Below are 18,513 nucleotides of genomic sequence, written 5' to 3' on the forward strand. Positions count from 1 at the left end.
GCCTTCGTCGTGTCCGGGTCCTTTCGATGGCCCGTTCGGCGGCGCGGTTACGGGCGGCACCGTCAGGGCAGCGCCGACGCGAAGCGGGCCCGGTACTCCGTCGGGGTGGTGTGCAGGTGTCGGCCGAAGGAGCGCCGCAGCGTTTCGTCGCTGCTGAAGCCCGACAGCTCGGCGACCTTCGTCACCGGCAGGCCCTCCAGGATCAGCTGCCGCGCCCGATCCAGGCGGATGCGCTCGACCCAGCGGGTCGGCGTCGTGCCCAGCTCGTCGTGGAACATTCGGCCCAGGTGGCGGGTGCTGACGTTGGCCGTCGCCGCCATCGACGACACGGTGTGGTCGGCGCCCGGGTCCGCCTTGATGGCGGCGAGGAGTTCGCGCAGGACCCGGTTGGCGCCCGGGGGCGTATCCAGCGCCGCGGAGAATTGGGACTGCCCGCCGGGGCGCTGCATGAACATCACCATGTCGCGGGCGGCGGCGCGGGCGACGTCGGCGCCGAGATTCTCTTCCACCAGTGCCAGCGTCAGGTCGATGCCGGCGGTGATGCCGGCGGACGTCAGGTAGCGGCCGTCGCGGATGTGGATGATGTCCGGTTCGACCCGCACCTTCGGGTACCGGCGGGCCAGCAGGTCGGCGTGGCGCCAATGCGTCGTGGCCCGGCGGTCGTCCAGGTAGCCCAGCTCCGCAAGGGCGAACGCGCCCGTGCACACCGACGCGACGCGTCCGGCCCCGGTGGCCAGCGTCTCGACGGTGGAGAGCAGTTCCGCGTCGATCGGATCGGTGGCGAGGTGCTCGGCGCCGGCGACCATCAGCGTGTCCAGTGGTCCGACGCCGTCCGGGGTGACGGTGTCGGCGATGGTCATCCCCGACGACGTGCGGACGTTGCCGCCGGTGGGGGAAATGTACAGAAGCTCGTATCCGGTGCCGCCGACGCCGACGCCGACGCCCGTGCCGCCGGCACCAACCGTCGCGTTGATGACGTCGGCCTTGTTCAGCACTTCCGCCGGCCCACTGACGTCGAGCATGGTCACCCGGTCGAACACGATCAGCCCCATGCGCCGCTTCATCGCGCGTCCCCGTTCATCGTCGCCGATTGCTTTGCGACGGCCAGTCTCCCGGTCCGTAACACCGGCATCGTACGGGCGGACGGCGATGTCCGAAATCGTGGGAAACATGGCTGCCTGGACATGGCGAAAGTATATCGCCGAAAACGATCATCGAGGCCAGAGGTGGTGCGACGTTGGCGTCGCAAAGCATCTCCATCGACCCCCGACAACCCGACACGGAAGGCAGTGGTGTTGACATGGCCGAGGAAATCGCCGGAATCAAGATCCCCGACAGCAAGCTGGCGAAGGAAGCGACGGAGCTGGTCCGCGAGGCCGCATCCGACTTGATCTACGACCACTCCCGGCGCGTGTACGTGTTCGGCGCCCTGCGCGGCGAGCAGGAGAAGCTCGACTTCGACCCCGAGCTGCTCTACGTCGGCGCGATGTTCCACGACCTGGGCCTGACGGAGAAGTACCGCCGCGACGACCAGCGCTTCGAGATCGACGGCGCCGACGAGGCCCGCCGATTCCTGCTGGAGCATGGCCTGGCGGAGGAGCGCGCCGACCTCGCGTGGGCCGGCATCGCCCTGCACACCACGCCCGAGATCCCGCTGCACATGGCCCCCGAGATCGCCCTGGTCACCCGCGGCGTCGAGCTCGACGTCCTCGGCATCGACTACGACGAGCTCACCGACGAGCAGCGCGCCGAGATCACCGCCGCCCACCCGCGCCCGGACTTCAAGAACCAGATTCTGCAGGCCTTCACCGACGGCATCAAGCACCGCCCGGAGACCACCTTCGGCAACGTCAAGGCCGACGTCCTCGAGCATTTCCTGCCGGGCTTCGAACGCGACGACTTCGTCGAGATCATCCGCGCCAACGACTGGGCCGAGTAGGTCCCCGTCCGCCCCTGGGGCCCGCCGACAAGTGCGGGCGCCGGGGCGTCGCACAGCACCCACGGCACTCACAGCACCCACAGCACCTCCAGCACCCACAGCAACGACTGCATAGAGAAGGAACGAAAACCATGACCGAGCGCATTGCCAACCAGAAGCTCCGCGGCAAGATCATGTCCGCCGCCGAGGCCGCCGAGTTCATCGGCCACGGCGCGAAGATCGGCATGTCCGGCTTCACCGGCGCCGCCTACCCGAAGGAAATGCCGACCGCCATCGCCGAGCGCGCCAAGGAGGCCCACGCCCGCGGTGACGAGTTCGCCATCGACCTGTACACCGGCGCGTCGACCGCCCCGGACTGCGACGGCGTCCTGGCCGAGGCCGACGCCCTGCGTTTCCGCATGCCGTACCAGTCGGACCCGATCATGCGGAAGAAGATCAACGCCGGCGAGATGAAGTACGCCGACATGCATCTGTCGCACTCGGCGCAGCAGGTCTCCGAGGGCTTCTTCGGCAAGCTGGACTTCGCCATCGTCGAGGCCGCGCGCATCACCGAAGAGGGCCACATCGTGCCGTCGTCGGGCGTCGGCAATAACGTCGAGTACCTCGACGCCGCCGACAAAATCATCATCGAGGTCAACTCCTGGCAGTCCGTGGACCTGGAGGGCATGGCCGACGTCTACCGCGTCCAGTCCCGCCCGAACCGCACGGCGATCCCCATCAACAACCCGGGCGACCGCGTGGGCACCACGTACATCGACATCGACACCGACAAGGTCGTCGCCGTCATCGAGACCGATTCGCCGGACCGCAACTCGCCGTTCAAGCCGATCGACGACGTCTCCCAGCGCATCGCCGGCAACTTCCTCGACTTCCTCGAGGGCGAGGTGGCCGGCGGCCGCCTGGCCTACGACGGCTACGTCATGCAGTCCGGCGTCGGCAACGTGCCCAACGCAGTGATGGCGGGCCTGCTGGACTCGAAGTTCGAGAACATCCAGGCCTACACCGAGGTCATCCAGGACGGCATGGTCGACCTGATCGACGCCGGCAAGATGACGGTCGCCTCGGCGACGTCGTTCTCGCTGTCGCCGGAGTACGCCGAGCGGATGAACAAGGAGGCCGCGCGCTACCGCGAGTCGATCATCACCCGCCCGCTGCAGGTGTCCAACCACCCTGAGGTCATCCGCCGCGTGGGCCTGATCGCCACCAACGGCATGATCGAGGCCGACATCTACGGCAACGTCAACTCCACGAACGTCTCCGGTTCGCGGATCATGAACGGCATCGGCGGCTCGGGCGACTTCACCCGCAACGGCTTCATCTCGTCGTTCATCACCCCGTCGCTGGCCAAGGACGGCGCCATCTCGGCGATCGTGCCCTTCGCGTCGCACATCGACCACACCGAGCACGACGTCATGGTGGTCATCTCCGAGTACGGCTACGCCGACCTGCGCGGCCTGGCCCCGCGTGACCGCGCGAAGAAGATGATCGCCATCGCGCACCCGGACTACCGCCCGCTGCTGGAGGAGTACGTCGAGCGCGCCACCTCGGGGGGTCGTCCCATGCACACCCCGCATGATCTGGCGACCGCGTTCTCCTTCCACCAGAATCTCGCCGAGCACGGCACTATGAAGGGCAAGTAGGAGTCTTCGCCCGGTTCACCGCCCGCATCGCGTTCGCCGCGAAGCGGGCGTCAGGTGGCGACCGGGGCAGGGGAAGCGGACCCCCGTGGCACATGGTGCCGCGGGGGTTTCGTCATTGGGAACCGCTGCGCCCCTTTGCTTTTCGACGACCATGTTGCAAATCACATCCGCAACTTCCGTAACATTGGCCCCAGGTTCGGGTCGGCGGGTAAGGTCGCCCGGACATGTGGAAAATGCCAGTACACACGGCATTTTGTGGACGGATACGCAATCGGATGGGGCGTGGCAGGGCAGATGGGCTTTTTCAGGGGCAAGCGGGCCGCGGTGGCGCTGATCGCGGCGGCGTTCATCCCGATGTTCGGGGCGGGGGAAGCGGCGGCGGCACCGGCCGAATCCGTCGATTCCGGCCAGCCGGGGCGTCACGAATCCAGCGTCGTCAAGCACGACTACGCGCTGGACTACTCGGCCCTCGAGTATTCGATGGAGCCGCATGAGGTCGCCGACGACCCGGTGTCGAAGATCCTCGGGGCGTCGCCCGGGCCCGTGCACAAGCGCGTCGACGGCGTGTGGTTCTCCTCGCCGACCGCGCCCGCCGAGGCCGACCGGCTGGCCGCGCAGGGCAAGGCGCTGATGGGGCCGGGTACGCCGATCCTCGTCGGCAACGGTGACGGGCGCGCGGTGTGCACCCTCACGGCCGCCGGCCGCGACTCCGCGGACCGCCTGATCGGCATCACCGCCGGCCACTGCGGCGGCCCCGGTGCCGAGGTTCGTTCCATGGACGCGGTGGAGGCCGGCGTCGTCGGCACCGTCCAGCGCGTCGACGCGACCTTCGACTACTCGGTGCTGGTGCTCAATTCGCGTGCCGTTCCGGCGTCGGCGTACGGCGACACCCGCGTCGCATCGGTCGGCGAGCTGCCCGAGCCCGGCGAGATCGCCTGCAAGCAGGGCGTGGCCACCGGACGTTCGTGCGGCCCGACCTGGCTGCAGGGTGCGCCCGGGGATCCGCACGTGTCCACCCAGATCTGCGCCGCGCCCGGCGATTCGGGTGCCCCGGTTTTCGTCGGTGATCGCCTCGTGGCCATGGTCAAGGGCGCCAACTCGGCACCCGCGTGCACCACGCCTTTGCAGGGTCCCGTGTTCGCGCCGACGGTCGTCACGTCCGTGCGCGCCCAGATCGACGACATGAACCTCCACGGCGGCCCGGGCGGCGGATTCCGCCTGGCGTAAGGGGACGGGTCGGCGCGCTGGAGACTTACGCGCCGACGCCTGCGGCGCGAGTGTTTACCGCACCCGCGCCTTCGCCGCGACCAGCAGCAGCGCGGCGCGGTCGACCTCGCCGTTCTTGATCTCGCGGTTGAGCTTGTGCAGCACCACCGGGCAGCGCAGGCAGCGCGTGCCGGATTTGCAGCACTTCTTCTTCGGCGTCATTGTCGCGAGCTTGAACGGATCCTTGTCCAGGAGCTTCTTCGCGGCCTTGGCCTCGGCCTTCGAGCAGGCGGGCAGGCGCAGCGCCGTTGTGGCGGAGGCCTTCGCAGCCTTGGCCTTCTTCGCCTTGGTCTTAACCTTGTCTTTGTCCTTGCCCGCCTTGCTCTTGGCCTTGCCCATTCCCGCACCCGCTTCCATCTCCGTGAGCTTTCGCGGATCAGGTTAGCGTCACCTCATGGGGCATGGATAGGGGTGGGTGGCTAACGGGTGTAAGTTGAGGCGCTGCTTCGGGGCGCTACTTCAGGTAGTCGAGCACGGAGTCGTGGAGCAGCCCGTTGGTGGCGATGGCGTCGCCACCGTGGGGTCCATCGACTCCGGCCAGCGACGTGAAGCGGCCGCCGGCCTCGGCGACCAGGATCGCCAGCGGCGCCAGATCCCACAGCGACACCTCCGGCTCCGCGGCGACGTCGACGGCACCCTCCGCGACCAGGCAATAAGAGAAGAAGTCGCCGTAGCCGCGTAGGCGCCCGGCATCGTCGGTCAGCGCGATGAGCTGATCGCGCAAGCCGCGGTCGCGCCACCCGGTCAGGGAAGAAATGGCCACCGAGCAATCGGCGACGTCGCCGACGCGGGACACGGAAAGGCGCTTCGGTGCCGGAGCTCCGACTGCCTCGGCGGGGGCCTCCGACGTCGCCGGCGACCCCACGGCCACCGACTTCCACGCCCCGGAGCCCTCGGCGGCCCACCAGCGGCGGCCCAACGCCGGCGCGGACACCACGCCGACCACCGGCACGCCGTCGACGAGCAGCGCGATCAGCGTCGCCCACACGGGCACGCCGCGCACGAAGTTCTTCGTCCCGTCGATGGGATCGATGACCCACTGGCGCCCCGCGAGCATCGCGTCGCCGCCGAATTCCTCCCCGAGGACGTCGTCGTCGGGGCGTTCGTCGGAAAGCAGGGCCCGCAGCTCCCGCTCGCAGGCCAAGTCGGCGTCGGACACGGGCGTGAGATCCGGCTTCGACTCCACGGACAGATCCGCGGCACCGAAGCGGGGCATGGTCACCGCGTCGGCAAGGTCGGCGAGCCGCTGGGCGAGGGCGAGGTCATCGGCGTAGGCGCTCATGCCGGGTAGTCTAGACCGGTCGACCGGAAGGCCCCCGCATGCTCCACGCCCTGACCTACGCGTTCATCGATTCGATCAACGTATTGCTGATCGCCGTCGTCGTCGCGCTGGGTCTCATGCTGCCCGCGGGCCGCTATCGCCGGATCACCCCGCTGCTGATCATCGGCGATTGGCTGGGCGTGGCCGTCCTGGCGCTGGGCGTGCTCTTCGTCTTCGACGGCCTCGGCGACAAGATCAAGACGCTCGTCGAATCCCCGCTGTTCGGTGTGCTGCTCATCCTCACCGGCATCGCCACCGCGGTGATGACGTGGCGCGGCGGAGATTCCTCGGCACTGGTCGATCGAATCCTGCGGCCCCTGCGCACCCCGTCGATGATGACGGTGGCCACCGGGTTCGTCCTCGGCGCCATCCAGTCGGTGACGTCCGGGCCGTTTTTCCTGGGGCTGGCGGTGCTCTCCGCCGGCGGGCTGCCGACGCTCGACCGCTACCTCGGGCTCATCCTCTACGCATCGGTGGCCTTGAGCTTGCCGACGTTGGTCGCCATCCTCGTCGGCCTCGTCCGCCTCAACCCGACGTCGTGGCTCGGCGGCATGTTCCAGCGCGGGCGCGACAACCGCGAGGCCTTCTCCCGCGGAGCCGGTTACCTGGTCTCCGTGCTGCTGGTGGTCATCGGGCTGCTGCACTTCTAGACGTGCGCGTCCCCCGGCGGCGCCTGCGCCGGTGCTTCCCCCGTTCCCCTACACCTTCTTCAGCGTTTCCGCGAGCTCGGCCACGACGTTCTCGGGGCCCGCGATGCGCCAGCCGTCGACCAGCGCGCTGGCGCCGCCGACTCCGGCGACCAGGGCGTGGCCGGGCAGCCAATCCCACGACGCCACCGAATGCTGGAACCACGCCCCGACGCGCCCGTCGGCGACCCCGGCCAAATCCACCGACGCCGAGCCGAGCATGCGCCACGTGGCGAATCGCCCCGCCGCTTCGAGCCAGGCCGCCACCAAGGGGCCGTCGCCAAGCCATGTCGTGTGCAGGTACGTGCCCACGCTGAGCGTGCCGGCCGGTGCGTCGCCGATGCGCTCCAATTCGACGGTCCCGCGCTCATCGGTGCGCGTCGTCGGCAGGTCCGGGCCGCCGATCCAGGTGACGCTTTCCGACGGCCGATGCACCGCGCCGAGGATGATCCGCTCCGGATCGTCCGGGGAACCCTCGACCAGGGCGATGGCCGAACACCAGTAGTCGGAGCCGGACGTGAAGTTGTACGTCCCGTCGACGGGATCGATGACCCACGTGCGCCCCGAGGTGCCGTCCTTGGCGGAGCCCTCCTCGCCGAGGATGCCGTCGTCGGGCCGCAACCGCGCGAGTTCGGAGACCACGAGCTGCTCCGCCGCACGGTCGGCGGCGGTGACGACGTCGGAGATGGAGGTCTTGAACTCGGTCTCCAGCCCGTCCGCGCGCATCCGGGCCGCGAGTTCCGCGGCGCGGCGCACCACGTGGGCGGCAAGCGAAGCGTCGTCGATGGTGTCCTCGATCGGCGGGTCCAGGGGAGAGGTCGTCGCGTCATCCGTCATGGCCCCCATTGTGCACGCGGCGCCGGATCCCGCATGCGCGCCCGTTCGGGAACTCCCGTTCACCCTCGGGGCGTCGCCGGGGCCGCCGCGACCGGCCCGCCCGCGCCCGAAATCGGCGGAGGCCCGTTCGCTACAGTGGAGCGCGTGAATCCCGACGTGACCGCTGACCTCCATGACCTCGATGCGACGTTGACCACCATTGAAAAGGTGGTCGACCCCGCGGAGCTGTCCGACCGCGTCCGCGAGCTGGAGGCGCAGGCCGCCGACCCGTCGCTGTGGGACGACCAGGACCACGCGCAGCAGGTCACCTCGCAGCTGTCGCAGGTGCAGGCGAAGCTGAAGAAGGTCTCGTCGCTGCGCGAGCGGCTCGACGATCTGCCGGTGATGTACGAGCTCGCCGACGAGGAAGAGGGCGATTCCGCCGCCGAGGCCGTGGAGCTGGCCGACGCCGAGCGCGCCGAGTTGCGCGCCGACATCGAGTCCCTCGAGGTCACGACCATGCTGTCGGGCGAGTACGACGAGCGCGAGGCCGTGATCAACATCCGCGCCGGCGCCGGCGGCATCGACGCTGCGGACTTCGCCGAGATGCTCATGCGCATGTACACGCGCTGGGCGGAGAAGCAGGGCCACAAGGTCGACGTCTACGACATTTCCTACGCGGAGGAGGCGGGCATCAAGTCCGCCACGTTCGTCGTCCACGGCGAGTACATGTACGGCACCATGTCGGTGGAGCAGGGCACGCACCGACTGGTGCGCATTTCGCCGTTCGACAACCAGGGCCGCCGTCAGACATCGTTCGCCGAGGTCGAGGTGCTGCCGGTGGTGGAGACCACCGACCACATCGACGTCCCGGACAACGAGATCCGCGTCGACGTCTACCGGTCCTCCGGCCCCGGCGGCCAGTCGGTCAACACCACCGACTCGGCGGTGCGCCTGACGCACGTGCCCACCGGCATCGTGGTGACCTGCCAGAACGAGAAGTCTCAGATCCAGAACAAGGCGTCGGCCATGCGCGTGCTGCAGGCCAAGCTGCTGGAGCGCAAGCGCCAGGAGGAGCAGGCCGAGATGGACGCCCTCGGTGCCGGCGGCAACGCGTCGTGGGGCAACCAGATGCGCTCCTACGTCCTGCACCCGTACCAGATGGTCAAGGATCTGCGGACGAACCACGAGGTCAACAACCCTTCGGCCGTGCTGGACGGCGACATCGACGGGTTCCTCGAGGCCGGCATCCGCTGGCGCATGGATTCGCAGGACGAGGAGTAGGTCGCGGAGTAGGCCGAGGAGCAGGCAGCGGAGCAAGTAGCGCGCCGCACCTCATCGTGCGGGTCTGCTTTGCGACGGGCCGGCGCGGTGATTGCCAAGATGAAAGGACTCTCATCGGGGTTTCATGCGCCGGTCATGCATGGCGTTCATGCTTGAGTCATGGACATGATGAAGAAGGTGCTGCCGCTGGCCGGCGTGATCGCCGTGCCGGTGCTGCTGGCGGTGGCCGGCGGTGCGCTGACCTCGGATGACGCGCCGCCCAACGTGTCGAGCGAACCCGCGGTGACCGATCGTGAGCTGCCTCCGGCGCCGCGCGCCGGTGACGCGGGCGACGACGGCGGTGCCGCGGGCGATGATTCGGGTGATGATTCCGGCCGCGATTCCGGTGATGGCGCAAGCGGGTCCGACTCGGGTGCGGACGGCGCCGGCGGTTCCGGAAATGCCGGCGGTGCCGGTGGCTCCGGCGGCGGAAACGGTGCCGGCGGTTCCTCCGGTGGGGGAGCGGCCCCCGCCCCGGCGCCCGCGCCGAATCTCAACTATCAGCCGGCCCCGAACTACGGCGGCGGCGATGATTGGGACGACGACTGGGACGACGATTGGGACGACGGCTCGGATGATTGGGACGATGACTGATGGCCGCCGCAGCGGGAAAGGCCGCCGATCGCCCCGATGAGCCGGTCGTCGGCTCCCGGTTCTCCGCCCGATGGCGGATCGTCACGTGGATCATGGTGCTGCTGGGCATCGTGCTGTTCACGATCATCCTCACCACCCGAACGATCATGCTGTCCGAGGTCGAAGCCGGTGCGAACGCGCAGGTCGAGCAGGAGGTCGAGGAGTTCCGCCGATTCGCGGTGGAGGGCGCCGACCCGGAGACGGGGCAGCCCTTCGAGTCGTCGACGCGCCTGTTCGAGGTGTTCCTGTCGCGGCAGATCCCGGAGGCCGATGAGGTCATCGCGGGCATCGTCGGCGATCAGGTCCTGCAGATCGAGCGGGGCACGGGCCCCGATGGCATGGACCCCGGCGGGCTGGCCGGCGACGGCGAGCTGCTGCGGGCGATCCGCGAGTCCGACGAGCCGTCCGGCATCTTCGAATCCGACGCCTACGGACGCGTCCATTGGGGCCAGGTCGCGTTGACGGGAGGCCCCGATCCGGATCATCTGGTCGTCGCGGCCTTCACCGCCGCCGAGCGGGCGGAGGTCCACCACCAGGTGCGCGTCATCTCCGGCGTGGCCGTCGGCGGTCTGCTGCTGACGCTGCTCATCGCGTGGCTGGTCGCCGGGCAGATCCTGGCGCCGGTGCGCGAGGTCCGCCGCGTGGCCGCTCGCATCCAGGACACCGACCTGTCGCGGCGCGTGCCGGTGACCGGCCGCGACGACATCGCCGAGTTGGCGTTGACGTTCAACGGGATGCTCGATCGCCTGGAGACCTCCTACGCGACCCAGCGCCGCTTCATCGACGACGCCGGCCATGAGCTGCGCACGCCGATCACCGTCATCCGCGGCCAGCTGGAGCTGCTCGAGGGCGCCTCCGGCGAGGAGCGCGAGCGGTCGATCAATCTGGCGACGACGGAGCTGGACCGCATGTCGCGGATAGTCTCCGAGCTGTTGACCCTGGCGCGGGCGGAGCGGTCGGACTTCGTCGTCCCCGGGCCCGTCGACGTCGCCGACCTCACCCTGGAACTGGAATCCAAGGCGCAGGCCCTGGGCGACCGCGAGTGGCTGGTGGAGGAGATCGCCGAGACCACCGCGACCGTCGACGGCGAGCGAGTTATGCAGGCGATGCTCCAGATCGCGTCCAACGCCGTCGATCACACGGCGGAGGGGTCGGCCCTGCGCATCGGCAGCCGCGTCACCGGCTCCGGCGCCGATCGCCTGCTGCGCCTGTGGATCACCGACGACGGGCCCGGCCTGTCCGCCCGCGACGCCCGCCACGTCTTCGACCGCTTCTCCCGCGGCACCGGCGGCGGGGCGAAGCGCAACAAGGGTGGCGCCGGACTGGGGCTGTCCATAGTCAAGGCCATCGCCGACGCCCATCGAGGCTCGGCGTGGGTGACGTCGAAGGAGGGCGAGGGCGCGACGTTCGGCCTGGAGCTGCCGGCCGGTCCTGCGCCTGCGACTCCCCGCGACGCCGGCGACGCCGGCGACGCCGGTGGTGCCGGTGCCTCCCCCGGCGAGTCCTGGGCCATCGACCCCGGGTCGGAGAACCGCACGCGCCCCGATGACCCGGATCCGCCGACCAACCCGTTCCCGCCGGTGAATCCGGACGCCGCGCAGAACGCCGGCCCCGATTCTGCCCCGGGCGCCACCGAACCAACCACCACTGGCCCGGCCGGCAACCCGAACACCACCGATCCGACCACCAGCAACCCGACCACCACCGACCCGAAGGAGCCGTCATGAGCCGCATCCTCGTCGCCGAAGACGACCGTGGCATCGCCGATTTCATCTGCCGCGGCCTCCGCGACGCCGGCTACGCCACCGACGTCGCCGAAGACGGTCTGACCGCCTACGAGCTGGCCCGCGGCGGCGAGTACGACCTCGTCGTCCTCGACCTCGGCCTACCCATCATCGATGGGCGGGTGGTGCTCACGCGCCTGCGCCAGTCGGGGGTACAGGTGCCGGTCATCGTGCTCACCGCGCGCGACGGAGTGGAAGACACCGTCGGCAGCCTGGAGGACGGCGCCAACGACCACATGACCAAGCCCTTCCAGTTCGCCGAGTTGCTCGCCCGCGTCCGCCTGCGCCTGAGCGACGACGTCGCCTCCGCCGAGCCCTCCGGGCGCCTGAGCCACGGCGACCTGCAGCTCGACCTGCGCGCCCACCGCGTCCACGTCGACGGAAAGTGGGTCGATCTGTCGCGCCGCGAGATGGGCCTGCTCGAGGTCTTCCTGCGCCACCCCGGCCAGATCCTCTCCCGCGCCCAGCTGCTCGGCCGGGTGTGGGGCCTGGACTTCGATCCGGCGTCCAACGTCGTCGACGTCTACGTCCGCGCGCTGCGGCGCAAAATCGGCGCCCACCGCGTCGAGACGATCCGCGGATCGGGGTATCGCCTGCCATGATCAACGACCTTTCCCGGCCGTGCACGAGCACGTCCGGTTCATCCAGTGCACCCGAAAACGGGCCGGACCACGGCGTCGTCAAGCAAAAGACCTGCGAAAACACGCTTTCCGACGGCCCGGCGCACTTCGCCACCACCCCGCCCGCGGCCCCCATGCCCGCGGTGACCGACGCCGACCCCGACGAACCGGGACGGCGCGGCCCCCTGGAATGGTTCCGCTCGGCGCGGGGGCCGATGCGGACCGTGATGCGGCCGGCGGCGATCGTCGCCGCGCTGGCCATGATCGCCGGGCTGTGGTCGCTGCCGGAGGGCATCGGGTTCGACGCCACCGTGACGCTGGCGGTGTTCGCCATCGCGGTGTGGCTGTGGTCCTTCACCAAGATCGGCGACACCTACATCGCGCTCGGTGCGGCGGTGACGCTGGTGCTCATCGGGGTCATCGACGCCGACGACGCCTTCGAGGCGCTCGGCGAGGATACGACGTGGCTGCTCATCGGCGCCTTCGTCATCTCCGGCGCGGTCGCCGCCTCCGGCCTGGGCGTGCGCGCCGCCGTGCACCTGGCCGCCGGGTGCCGGACCCCGCGCGGCCTGGTCCACCTGCTCACCCTGGCGGTGGTGGCCACCGCGTTCGCCATCCCGGCGACCTCGGGCCGTGCCGCGCTGGTTCTGCCCGTGTTCATCGCCCTGGCCGCGGCGCTGGGGCCGCAGCGCCGGTGGCTCGTCGTGGTGCTCAGCCTCGCGCTGCCGACGGTGATCCTGCTCTCCGCGGTCGGCTCGTACATCGGCGCCGGCGCGCACCTGATCACCGACCAGATCCTCGACCGCGCGGACCTGGGCACCATCGGCTACACCGGCTGGCTCATGGTCGGCATGCCGCTGGCGCTGGCGTCGTCGCACTTGGCCGCCGAAATCGTGCTGGTGGCCGGATCGACGCGGGAGCAGCGGCGGCAGCGCCTCGACCTGTCTCTGGCCGATCTCGCCGCCGGCGTCCCCGGGAACGCACCCGTGACCGGGCCGCTGACCATCCACGAGTCGCGCTCGATGATCGTCCTGGTCGCCGTGGTGTGCCTGTGGTCCACCGACGAACTCCACGGCGTGCACCCGGCCATCGTCGCCCTCCTTGGCGCGCTGGTGATCACCCTGCCGTCGTGGGGGCCGCTCGGATTCGGCGCCGCATTGAAGAAGGTGCCGTGGTCGCTGCTGCTGTTCATGGCGGCGACGCTGGCGCTGGGCGGCGCGCTGATCGATTCCGGCGCCGCGGCGGCGCTGACGGGGATGCTCGCCGACGTCGCGCCAGGCGGCGAGGCGGCGGCGCCCGTGTTCCTCGTCGGGGTCATCGTGGTCTCCGCGGCCGCGCACCTGATCATCCAGTCCCGCTCGGCCCGGTCGACGGTGCTGGTGCCCATCGTCATCGCGCTGGCACCGGCGGCCGGCGCCGACCCCGTCATCGCGGCGTTCGCGTCGACGGCCGCCGCCGGGTTCTGCCACACCATGAACAGCTCCGCCAAGCCCATGGCCATGTTCGCCACCGTCCCCGCCGAACAGGGCATTCCCGTCTTCGGCGACGCGTACCGGTTGCGCAGTGCAGCGCTCATCGCGCTGCCGACCATCGTCCTCATCGCCGTGTTCGCGCTGCTCATCTGGCCGGTCATGGGATTGGGGGCCGGGGCGTGACGCGCCCACCCGGCCGTCGCAAAGCAACCGTCCGAGCAACCACCAGCCGAATCACCGACACCTGAAGCACGGTCAGCCGAACCGCCGTCACCCGAATCACCCAGGAGAAGAAATCATGACCATGTTCATTCCCCAGCGCGTCCTCGTCGCCCCGTCCGGATTCAAGGAGAGCCTGTCGGCGGTCGAGGCCGCCGAGGCCATCGCCGGCGGCATCCGGCGCGAACTGCCCGGCGTGCGCGTGGACATCTACCCCGTGCCCGACGGTGGCGAGGGCACCGTCGACATCATCGCCGCGCGCACCGGAGCGGCGCGGCGCACCACGCGCGTGACCGGGCCGGTGGGTAAGCCGGTGTTCGCCGAATGGGCGATCGTCGACGACGGGTCGGGAGGCAGGACCGCCGTGCTGGAGATGGCGTCGGCCGGTGGCCTGCGGCTGGTGCCCGACGACTTGCGCGACCCCGGGGCCACGACCACCCGCGGCGTCGGCGAGCTCATCGCCGCCGCGCTCGACGAGGGCGTCGACCGCATCGTCCTCGGCTGCGGCGACTCGGGCACCTGTGACGGCGGTGCCGGGGCACTGTCGGCGCTGGGTGCGCGAATCCTCGACCGCGACGGGCGCGAGCTTCCCGACGGCGGCGGGCACCTGATCGACGCCGTGTCCATCGATGCGTCGGGGCTGCATCCGGCGTTGGCATCGACGCCGATCACCTTGGCCTGCAACATGCACAACGTGCTCACCGGGCCGCGCGGCGTCGCCCGCGTCTTCGGCCCGCAGAAGGGGGCGACGCCGGAGCGCGTGGAGGAGCTCGACGCCGCGATGACCACGTGGGCGCGGCTGCTGGAGGGGGCCTTCGCGCCGCCCGTCGACGTCGCGCGCGGGCCGGGGTCGGGCGCATCCGGTGGGCTGGGTGCCGGCCTGGCCGCCATCGGGGCGGTGCCGCGGTCGCGTTTCGACGTGCTTCTCGACGACTCCGGCGCCGGGGGACCCGGTGGGATCGGTGGCAACGGCGGGGCCGGTGGCACGGGCGGGCTCGGCGCCGGCGACATCGACGCGCTCATCGACGCCGCCGACCTGGTCATCACCGCCGAAGGCGCCATCGACTTCCAGACCCCCAACGGCAAGGTGCCGGCCGAAATCGCCCGTCGCGCCCAGCGCGGGGGAGCGCCGGTGCTGGCGCTGGCGGGCTCCCTCGGTCGGGGCGCCCCGCAGGTCCACGACTGCGGCATCGGCGCCATCGCGTCGATCATGACGGTGCCCATGGCGCTGGAGGACGCCGTTCGCGATGGCCGCGCCCTGCTCGCCGACGCCGCCGCACGGTCGATCCGCCTGCTGCTGCTCGGCGCGGCCGTGGCATCGCGCAGCGAGGAGCGTTTCCGCGAGGGGCTCGCGTCCTAGCGGCCGGCCCCGGTAGCCGCCCCAGTGTCCGAGCCCGGTGGCCACTCCCGTCCTTAACCCACCCCGAATGAGCTAACCCACCCGTTACAGCGGGTGGGTTAGCTCATTCGGGGTGGGTTAGCGGTCCGCGTGGCGCGCGTCGTAGTCGAGGAGGTCCGCCGCCAACTGAACGGATCCCCCGCGCACGATGTCTTCGGCCCATGAAGCGAGAACCGCGAATCCGCCGGTCCCGGTATTCATGACCCCGAATCCGAGGCGGATGATGGCCGCGGTGTGCGGGCGATCGTGGTCGATCGGCCCAATGCTCCAGTATCCGCAGCCCTGCTGGACGAGCCATTCGCCCATGACGAGGACCAGTTCGTCACGTACCCGATCCTCGTCGCCATTTCGGCCGTAACCGGCATCGGTGCCGTCTCCATCGCCGCCCGTCGCGGAATCCCTGATCGCGGACAGCACCGTGGCCGGAAACGCATCGGCCGCGTAGAACTCCTCGGGGGAGAGGCCGTGCCGCTCGAGGATGGAGTTGACCCGAGCCGGCGCCTCCGCGCGGAACCACTCGAGTTGGACGGCGAACGGTTTCTCGTAGTGCTCCATCATGGGCGCTCCTCCTTGGTGTTCTTCGTGGCTTCTTCTTGCCGGTGCTCCGGTGGGTGATCCTTGGGTCCCTGGAAACGGACCCTGCTCCACGTCCATGAAACTCATGTGACACGTGGGGCGGCTGGCCACTAGGGTGAAGCTCGTGATCACTTTCGACCGGGTTACCAAAACCTACGCGACCTCCACTCGGCCGGCCCTGGACAAGGTGTCGGCCGAGATCGGCAAGGGCGAATTCGTCTTCCTCATCGGGCCGTCGGGCTCCGGAAAGTCGACGTTCCTGCGCCTGATGGTGCGGGAGGAGAAGCCCGATTCCGGAACGCTGACCATCAACGGCGCCGACGTCGCAAAGCTGTCGAACCGCCAGGTGCCCAAGCACCGCCAGAAGATCGGCTACGTCTTCCAGGATTTCCGTCTGCTGCCGAAGAAGAACGTCTTCGACAACGTCGCCTTCGCGCTGCAGGTCATCGGCAAGAGCCGCGACAAGATCGAGAAGGCTGTGCCCGAAACCCTCGAGATGGTCGGGCTGGAGGGCAAGGCCAACCGCATGCCGCACGAGCTGTCCGGCGGCGAGCAGCAGCGCGTGGCCATCGCCCGCGCCTTCGTCAACCGCCCGCTGATCCTGCTCGCCGACGAGCCCACCGGCAACCTCGACCCGGACACCTCCGGCGAGATCATGCTCCTGCTCGACCGCATCAACCGCATGGGCACCACCGTGGTCATGTCCACCCACGACAACGACACCGTCGACGCCATGCGCCGCCGCGTGCTCGAACTCGACAACGGCAAGCTCGTCCGCGACGACGCCACCGGCGTCTACGGGCTGGGCCGCTAGGGCCGCCGGGGACCACCGGGAACGACGACTGAGAATCAAGGACGCAGGGACAATTCGATGAAAACCCGCTTCGTGCTCGGGGAAGCCTTCTCCGGACTGACCAAGAACATCACCATGACGGTGGCGATGATCATCACCACCGCCATCTCGCTGGCGCTGCTGGCGTCGGGGCTGCTGGTCACCGGCATGACCAACGACACCAAGGACCTCTACCTCGACCGCGTGGAGGTGCTCATCGAACTCGACGAGACCATCTCCGCCGAGGACGAGACGTGCGGCTCCGAGGCGTGCGCCGAGGTCCGCGAGACCCTCGAGGGCCAGGACGGCATCGAGCAGGTCACCTACCGCAACCGCCAGCAGAACTACGAGCATTTCGTGGCGCTGTTCGAGGACACCGACCCGGCGCTGGTGGCCAACGCCACCCCGGAGTCGCTGCCCGCCGTGCTGCTGGTGCGCCTGGAGGACCCGACCGACGTGTCGCCGCTGGACCCGGTGCGCGACATGGAGCAGGTCGTCCACGTCACGGACCAGCGCGAGGACATCGGCAACGCCGCGTCCAACCTCGACTCGATCCGCAACGCGACGTTCCTCATCGCGGGCATCCAGGCACTGGCCGCGATCTTCCTCATCGCGAACATGGTGCAGATCGCCGCCTACTCGCGCCGCACCGAGGTCGAGATCATGCGCATGGTCGGCGCGACCCGCTGGTTCACGCAGGCCCCGTTCGTCCTGGAGGCCGTCATCGCGGCGGTCATCGGCGGCGTGCTGGCGGTCGCCGGCCTGTTCGCCGGCAAGGCCGCGGTCATCGATCCGGCCATGCAGGGGCTGTACCAGGCGCAGCTCATCGCGCCGGTGACCAACGCCGACATCTGGCTGGTCGCACCGATCATCGTCGTCGTCGGCGCGCTGTTCGCGGGCATCACGGCGCAGCTGACGCTGCGGTTCTACACGCGGCGGTAGGCGTCGTAAAGCGGCCGCGGCCCCCGGCGAAGGTCACACCCGGGGAAAATCTCGGGAAGGATGACTCCGGGTAAACTTCCTGTCATGACCAACGACGACGTGCAGCGCCCGCCGAAGCTCAAGAAGAACGCCTACGAGAAGGAGCTCAAGCGCCTGCAGGCCGAGCTCGTCGAGATGCAGCAGTGGGTCGTCGAGACCGGTGCGCGCGTCGTGGTGATCATGGAGGGCCGCGACGCCGCGGGCAAGGGATCCGCCATCAAGCGCATCACCCAGTACCTCAACCCGCGCACCTGCCGCATCGAGGCGCTGCCGGCGCCGACGTCGCGCGAGTCGGGCCAGTGGTACTTCCAGCGCTACGTGGAGAAGCTGCCGACGGCCGGCGAGATCGTCATCTTCGACCGCTCCTGGTACAACCGCGCCGGCGTCGAGCGCGTCATGGGCTTCTGCACGTCGCAGGAGTACCGCCGCTTCCTGCATCAGGCCCCCATCTTCGAACGCCTGCTCGTCGAGGACGGCATCATGCTGCGCAAGTACTGGTTCTCGGTCTCGGACGAGGAGCAGGTCAAGCGTTTCGAGTCGCGCCGCGAGGATCCGCTGCGCCGCTGGAAGCTGTCGCCGATGGACCTGGAGTCGATCACCCGCTGGGAGGACTACTCCCGCGCGAAGGACGAGATGTTCATCCACACCGACATTCCGTCGGCCCCCTGGTACACGGTGGAGTCCGAGGACAAGAAGCGTTCGCGCATCAACGTCATCAGCCACCTGCTGTCGACCATTCCGTACGAGCACATCGAGCGCGAGATGCCGACCATCCCGGAGCGCCCGGCGTCCGAGGCGTCCTACGAGCGCCCGCCGCGCACCGAGTTCCGCTACGTCCCCGACGTCGCCCGCAAGCTCGAGGAGGGTGTGGTCAAGGCCGCCAAGTCCGCGAAGAAGGCGAAGGACGGCAAGAAAGCCAAGCCCGCGAAGGGCAAGGACGGCAAGAAGTAGCGGGTCCATTTCGCTTTACGACGGATCGACCCTCCCGCCGCTCGGCGTGGAGGGT

The 18,513-nt window shown here is 69.6% G+C and carries 18 protein-coding genes; 13 read left to right on the plus strand and 5 right to left on the minus strand.

Annotated elements, in window-relative coordinates:
• Positions 1-62: 62 nt before the first annotated feature.
• Positions 63-1,052, minus strand: coding sequence for a GlxA family transcriptional regulator (locus CX1_RS00700; RefSeq protein ID WP_255217617.1), 990 nt, complete (start codon positions 1,050-1,052; stop codon positions 63-65).
• Positions 1,053-1,300: 248 nt separating this feature from the next.
• Between CX1_RS00700 and CX1_RS00705 the strand changes: the two genes are divergently transcribed.
• From CX1_RS00705 to CX1_RS00715, 3 genes are all read left to right on the plus strand, one after another.
• On the plus strand, positions 1,301-1,939 hold the full coding sequence (locus CX1_RS00705; RefSeq protein ID WP_046651469.1) for an HD domain-containing protein: 639 nt from the start codon (positions 1,301-1,303) through the stop codon (positions 1,937-1,939).
• Positions 1,940-2,070: 131 nt separating this feature from the next.
• Positions 2,071-3,579 carry a succinyl-CoA:acetate CoA-transferase ScpC gene (gene scpC / locus CX1_RS00710; protein ID WP_046651470.1) on the plus strand — a complete coding sequence of 503 codons (1,509 nt, stop codon included), beginning with the start codon at positions 2,071-2,073 and terminating at the stop codon, positions 3,577-3,579.
• A gap of 294 nt (positions 3,580-3,873) precedes the next feature.
• Positions 3,874-4,806: a trypsin-like peptidase domain-containing protein gene (locus CX1_RS00715; RefSeq protein WP_052753362.1), complete on the plus strand. Its 933-nt coding sequence runs from the start codon at positions 3,874-3,876 to the stop codon at positions 4,804-4,806.
• Between the two features lie 54 nt (positions 4,807-4,860).
• Here the strand turns inward: CX1_RS00715 and CX1_RS00720 are convergent, their stop codons facing one another.
• Together CX1_RS00720 and CX1_RS00725 are read right to left on the minus strand one after the other, a co-directional pair.
• Positions 4,861-5,202: a hypothetical protein gene (locus CX1_RS00720; protein ID WP_162836790.1), complete on the minus strand. Its 342-nt coding sequence runs from the start codon at positions 5,200-5,202 to the stop codon at positions 4,861-4,863.
• Between the two features lie 97 nt (positions 5,203-5,299).
• Positions 5,300-6,127, minus strand: coding sequence for an inositol monophosphatase family protein (locus tag CX1_RS00725; RefSeq protein WP_060925138.1), 828 nt, complete (start codon positions 6,125-6,127; stop codon positions 5,300-5,302).
• 38 nt (positions 6,128-6,165) lie between these two features.
• On the opposite strand from CX1_RS00725, the gene CX1_RS00730 reads away from it, so the two are divergent.
• Positions 6,166-6,816: a sulfite exporter TauE/SafE family protein gene (locus tag CX1_RS00730; protein WP_046651472.1), complete on the plus strand. Its 651-nt coding sequence runs from the start codon at positions 6,166-6,168 to the stop codon at positions 6,814-6,816.
• A gap of 48 nt (positions 6,817-6,864) precedes the next feature.
• Here the strand turns inward: CX1_RS00730 and CX1_RS00735 are convergent, their stop codons facing one another.
• Positions 6,865-7,689: an inositol monophosphatase family protein gene (locus tag CX1_RS00735; protein WP_060925243.1), complete on the minus strand. Its 825-nt coding sequence runs from the start codon at positions 7,687-7,689 to the stop codon at positions 6,865-6,867.
• Between the two features lie 144 nt (positions 7,690-7,833).
• Between CX1_RS00735 and prfB the strand changes: the two genes are divergently transcribed.
• From prfB to CX1_RS00765, 6 genes are all read left to right on the plus strand, one after another.
• Positions 7,834-8,952, plus strand: a complete 1,119-nt coding sequence (prfB, locus tag CX1_RS00740; protein ID WP_046651485.1) for a peptide chain release factor 2 — start codon at positions 7,834-7,836, stop codon at positions 8,950-8,952.
• A gap of 159 nt (positions 8,953-9,111) precedes the next feature.
• The gene (locus CX1_RS00745) at positions 9,112-9,585 is read left to right on the plus strand and encodes a hypothetical protein (RefSeq protein ID WP_052753364.1); all 474 of its coding nucleotides are present in this window, start codon (positions 9,112-9,114) and stop codon (positions 9,583-9,585) included.
• Positions 9,585-11,351, plus strand: a complete 1,767-nt coding sequence (locus CX1_RS00750) for a sensor histidine kinase (RefSeq protein ID WP_082718953.1) — start codon at positions 9,585-9,587, stop codon at positions 11,349-11,351. The genes CX1_RS00745 and CX1_RS00750 overlap by 1 nt, the downstream gene beginning before the upstream one ends.
• On the plus strand, positions 11,348-12,010 hold the full coding sequence (locus CX1_RS00755; protein WP_046651474.1) for a response regulator transcription factor: 663 nt from the start codon (positions 11,348-11,350) through the stop codon (positions 12,008-12,010). Before CX1_RS00750 ends, CX1_RS00755 begins: the two co-directional genes overlap by 4 nt.
• 152 nt (positions 12,011-12,162) lie before the next feature.
• Positions 12,163-13,683 carry an SLC13 family permease gene (locus tag CX1_RS00760; RefSeq protein WP_082719039.1) on the plus strand — a complete coding sequence of 507 codons (1,521 nt, stop codon included), beginning with the start codon at positions 12,163-12,165 and terminating at the stop codon, positions 13,681-13,683.
• A gap of 115 nt (positions 13,684-13,798) precedes the next feature.
• Positions 13,799-15,079, plus strand: coding sequence for a glycerate kinase family protein (locus CX1_RS00765; RefSeq protein WP_060925139.1), 1,281 nt, complete (start codon positions 13,799-13,801; stop codon positions 15,077-15,079).
• A gap of 117 nt (positions 15,080-15,196) precedes the next feature.
• On the opposite strand, the gene CX1_RS00770 is transcribed toward CX1_RS00765, so the two are convergent.
• Positions 15,197-15,676, minus strand: coding sequence for a hypothetical protein (locus CX1_RS00770; RefSeq protein ID WP_046650767.1), 480 nt, complete (start codon positions 15,674-15,676; stop codon positions 15,197-15,199).
• A gap of 142 nt (positions 15,677-15,818) precedes the next feature.
• Between CX1_RS00770 and ftsE the strand changes: the two genes are divergently transcribed.
• From ftsE to ppk2, 3 genes are all read left to right on the plus strand, one after another.
• On the plus strand, positions 15,819-16,508 hold the full coding sequence (gene ftsE, locus CX1_RS00775) for a cell division ATP-binding protein FtsE (protein ID WP_046650792.1): 690 nt from the start codon (positions 15,819-15,821) through the stop codon (positions 16,506-16,508).
• 57 nt (positions 16,509-16,565) lie between these two features.
• Complete coding sequence (gene ftsX, locus CX1_RS00780; RefSeq protein WP_046650769.1) at positions 16,566-17,468, plus strand: permease-like cell division protein FtsX; 903 nt, start codon at positions 16,566-16,568, stop codon at positions 17,466-17,468.
• A gap of 84 nt (positions 17,469-17,552) precedes the next feature.
• Positions 17,553-18,458 carry a polyphosphate kinase 2 gene (gene ppk2, locus CX1_RS00785; protein ID WP_046650771.1) on the plus strand — a complete coding sequence of 302 codons (906 nt, stop codon included), beginning with the start codon at positions 17,553-17,555 and terminating at the stop codon, positions 18,456-18,458.
• The last annotated feature ends 55 nt before the right edge of the window (positions 18,459-18,513 follow it).

Origin of the sequence: Corynebacterium xerosis NBRC 16721 = ATCC 373, from assembly GCF_001552415.1 — a bacterium.
GTDB classification, from domain to species: Bacteria; Actinomycetota; Actinomycetes; order Mycobacteriales; family Mycobacteriaceae; genus Corynebacterium; species Corynebacterium xerosis.

What these genes read in the sequence shown, in the direction of transcription:
- CX1_RS00735 (WP_060925243.1), bottom strand. Translation starts at nt 7,689, where the DNA reads ATGACGGATGACGCGACGACCTCTCCCCTGGACCCGCCGATCGAGGAC.
- CX1_RS00745 (WP_052753364.1), top strand. Translation starts at nt 9,112, where the DNA reads ATGGACATGATGAAGAAGGTGCTGCCGCTGGCCGGCGTGATCGCCGTG.
- ftsX (WP_046650769.1), top strand. Translation starts at nt 16,566, where the DNA reads ATGAAAACCCGCTTCGTGCTCGGGGAAGCCTTCTCCGGACTGACCAAG.
- ppk2 (WP_046650771.1), top strand. Translation starts at nt 17,553, where the DNA reads ATGACCAACGACGACGTGCAGCGCCCGCCGAAGCTCAAGAAGAACGCC.
- scpC (WP_046651470.1), top strand. Translation starts at nt 2,071, where the DNA reads ATGACCGAGCGCATTGCCAACCAGAAGCTCCGCGGCAAGATCATGTCC.
- CX1_RS00725 (WP_060925138.1), bottom strand. Translation starts at nt 6,127, where the DNA reads ATGAGCGCCTACGCCGATGACCTCGCCCTCGCCCAGCGGCTCGCCGAC.
- CX1_RS00750 (WP_082718953.1), top strand. Translation starts at nt 9,585, where the DNA reads ATGGCCGCCGCAGCGGGAAAGGCCGCCGATCGCCCCGATGAGCCGGTC.
- CX1_RS00765 (WP_060925139.1), top strand. Translation starts at nt 13,799, where the DNA reads ATGACCATGTTCATTCCCCAGCGCGTCCTCGTCGCCCCGTCCGGATTC.
- CX1_RS00755 (WP_046651474.1), top strand. Translation starts at nt 11,348, where the DNA reads ATGAGCCGCATCCTCGTCGCCGAAGACGACCGTGGCATCGCCGATTTC.
- CX1_RS00720 (WP_162836790.1), bottom strand. Translation starts at nt 5,202, where the DNA reads ATGGAAGCGGGTGCGGGAATGGGCAAGGCCAAGAGCAAGGCGGGCAAG.
- CX1_RS00715 (WP_052753362.1), top strand. Translation starts at nt 3,874, where the DNA reads ATGGGCTTTTTCAGGGGCAAGCGGGCCGCGGTGGCGCTGATCGCGGCG.
- CX1_RS00770 (WP_046650767.1), bottom strand. Translation starts at nt 15,676, where the DNA reads ATGATGGAGCACTACGAGAAACCGTTCGCCGTCCAACTCGAGTGGTTC.
- CX1_RS00705 (WP_046651469.1), top strand. Translation starts at nt 1,301, where the DNA reads ATGGCCGAGGAAATCGCCGGAATCAAGATCCCCGACAGCAAGCTGGCG.
- CX1_RS00730 (WP_046651472.1), top strand. Translation starts at nt 6,166, where the DNA reads ATGCTCCACGCCCTGACCTACGCGTTCATCGATTCGATCAACGTATTG.
- CX1_RS00760 (WP_082719039.1), top strand. Translation starts at nt 12,163, where the DNA reads ATGCCCGCGGTGACCGACGCCGACCCCGACGAACCGGGACGGCGCGGC.
- CX1_RS00700 (WP_255217617.1), bottom strand. Translation starts at nt 1,052, where the DNA reads ATGGGGCTGATCGTGTTCGACCGGGTGACCATGCTCGACGTCAGTGGG.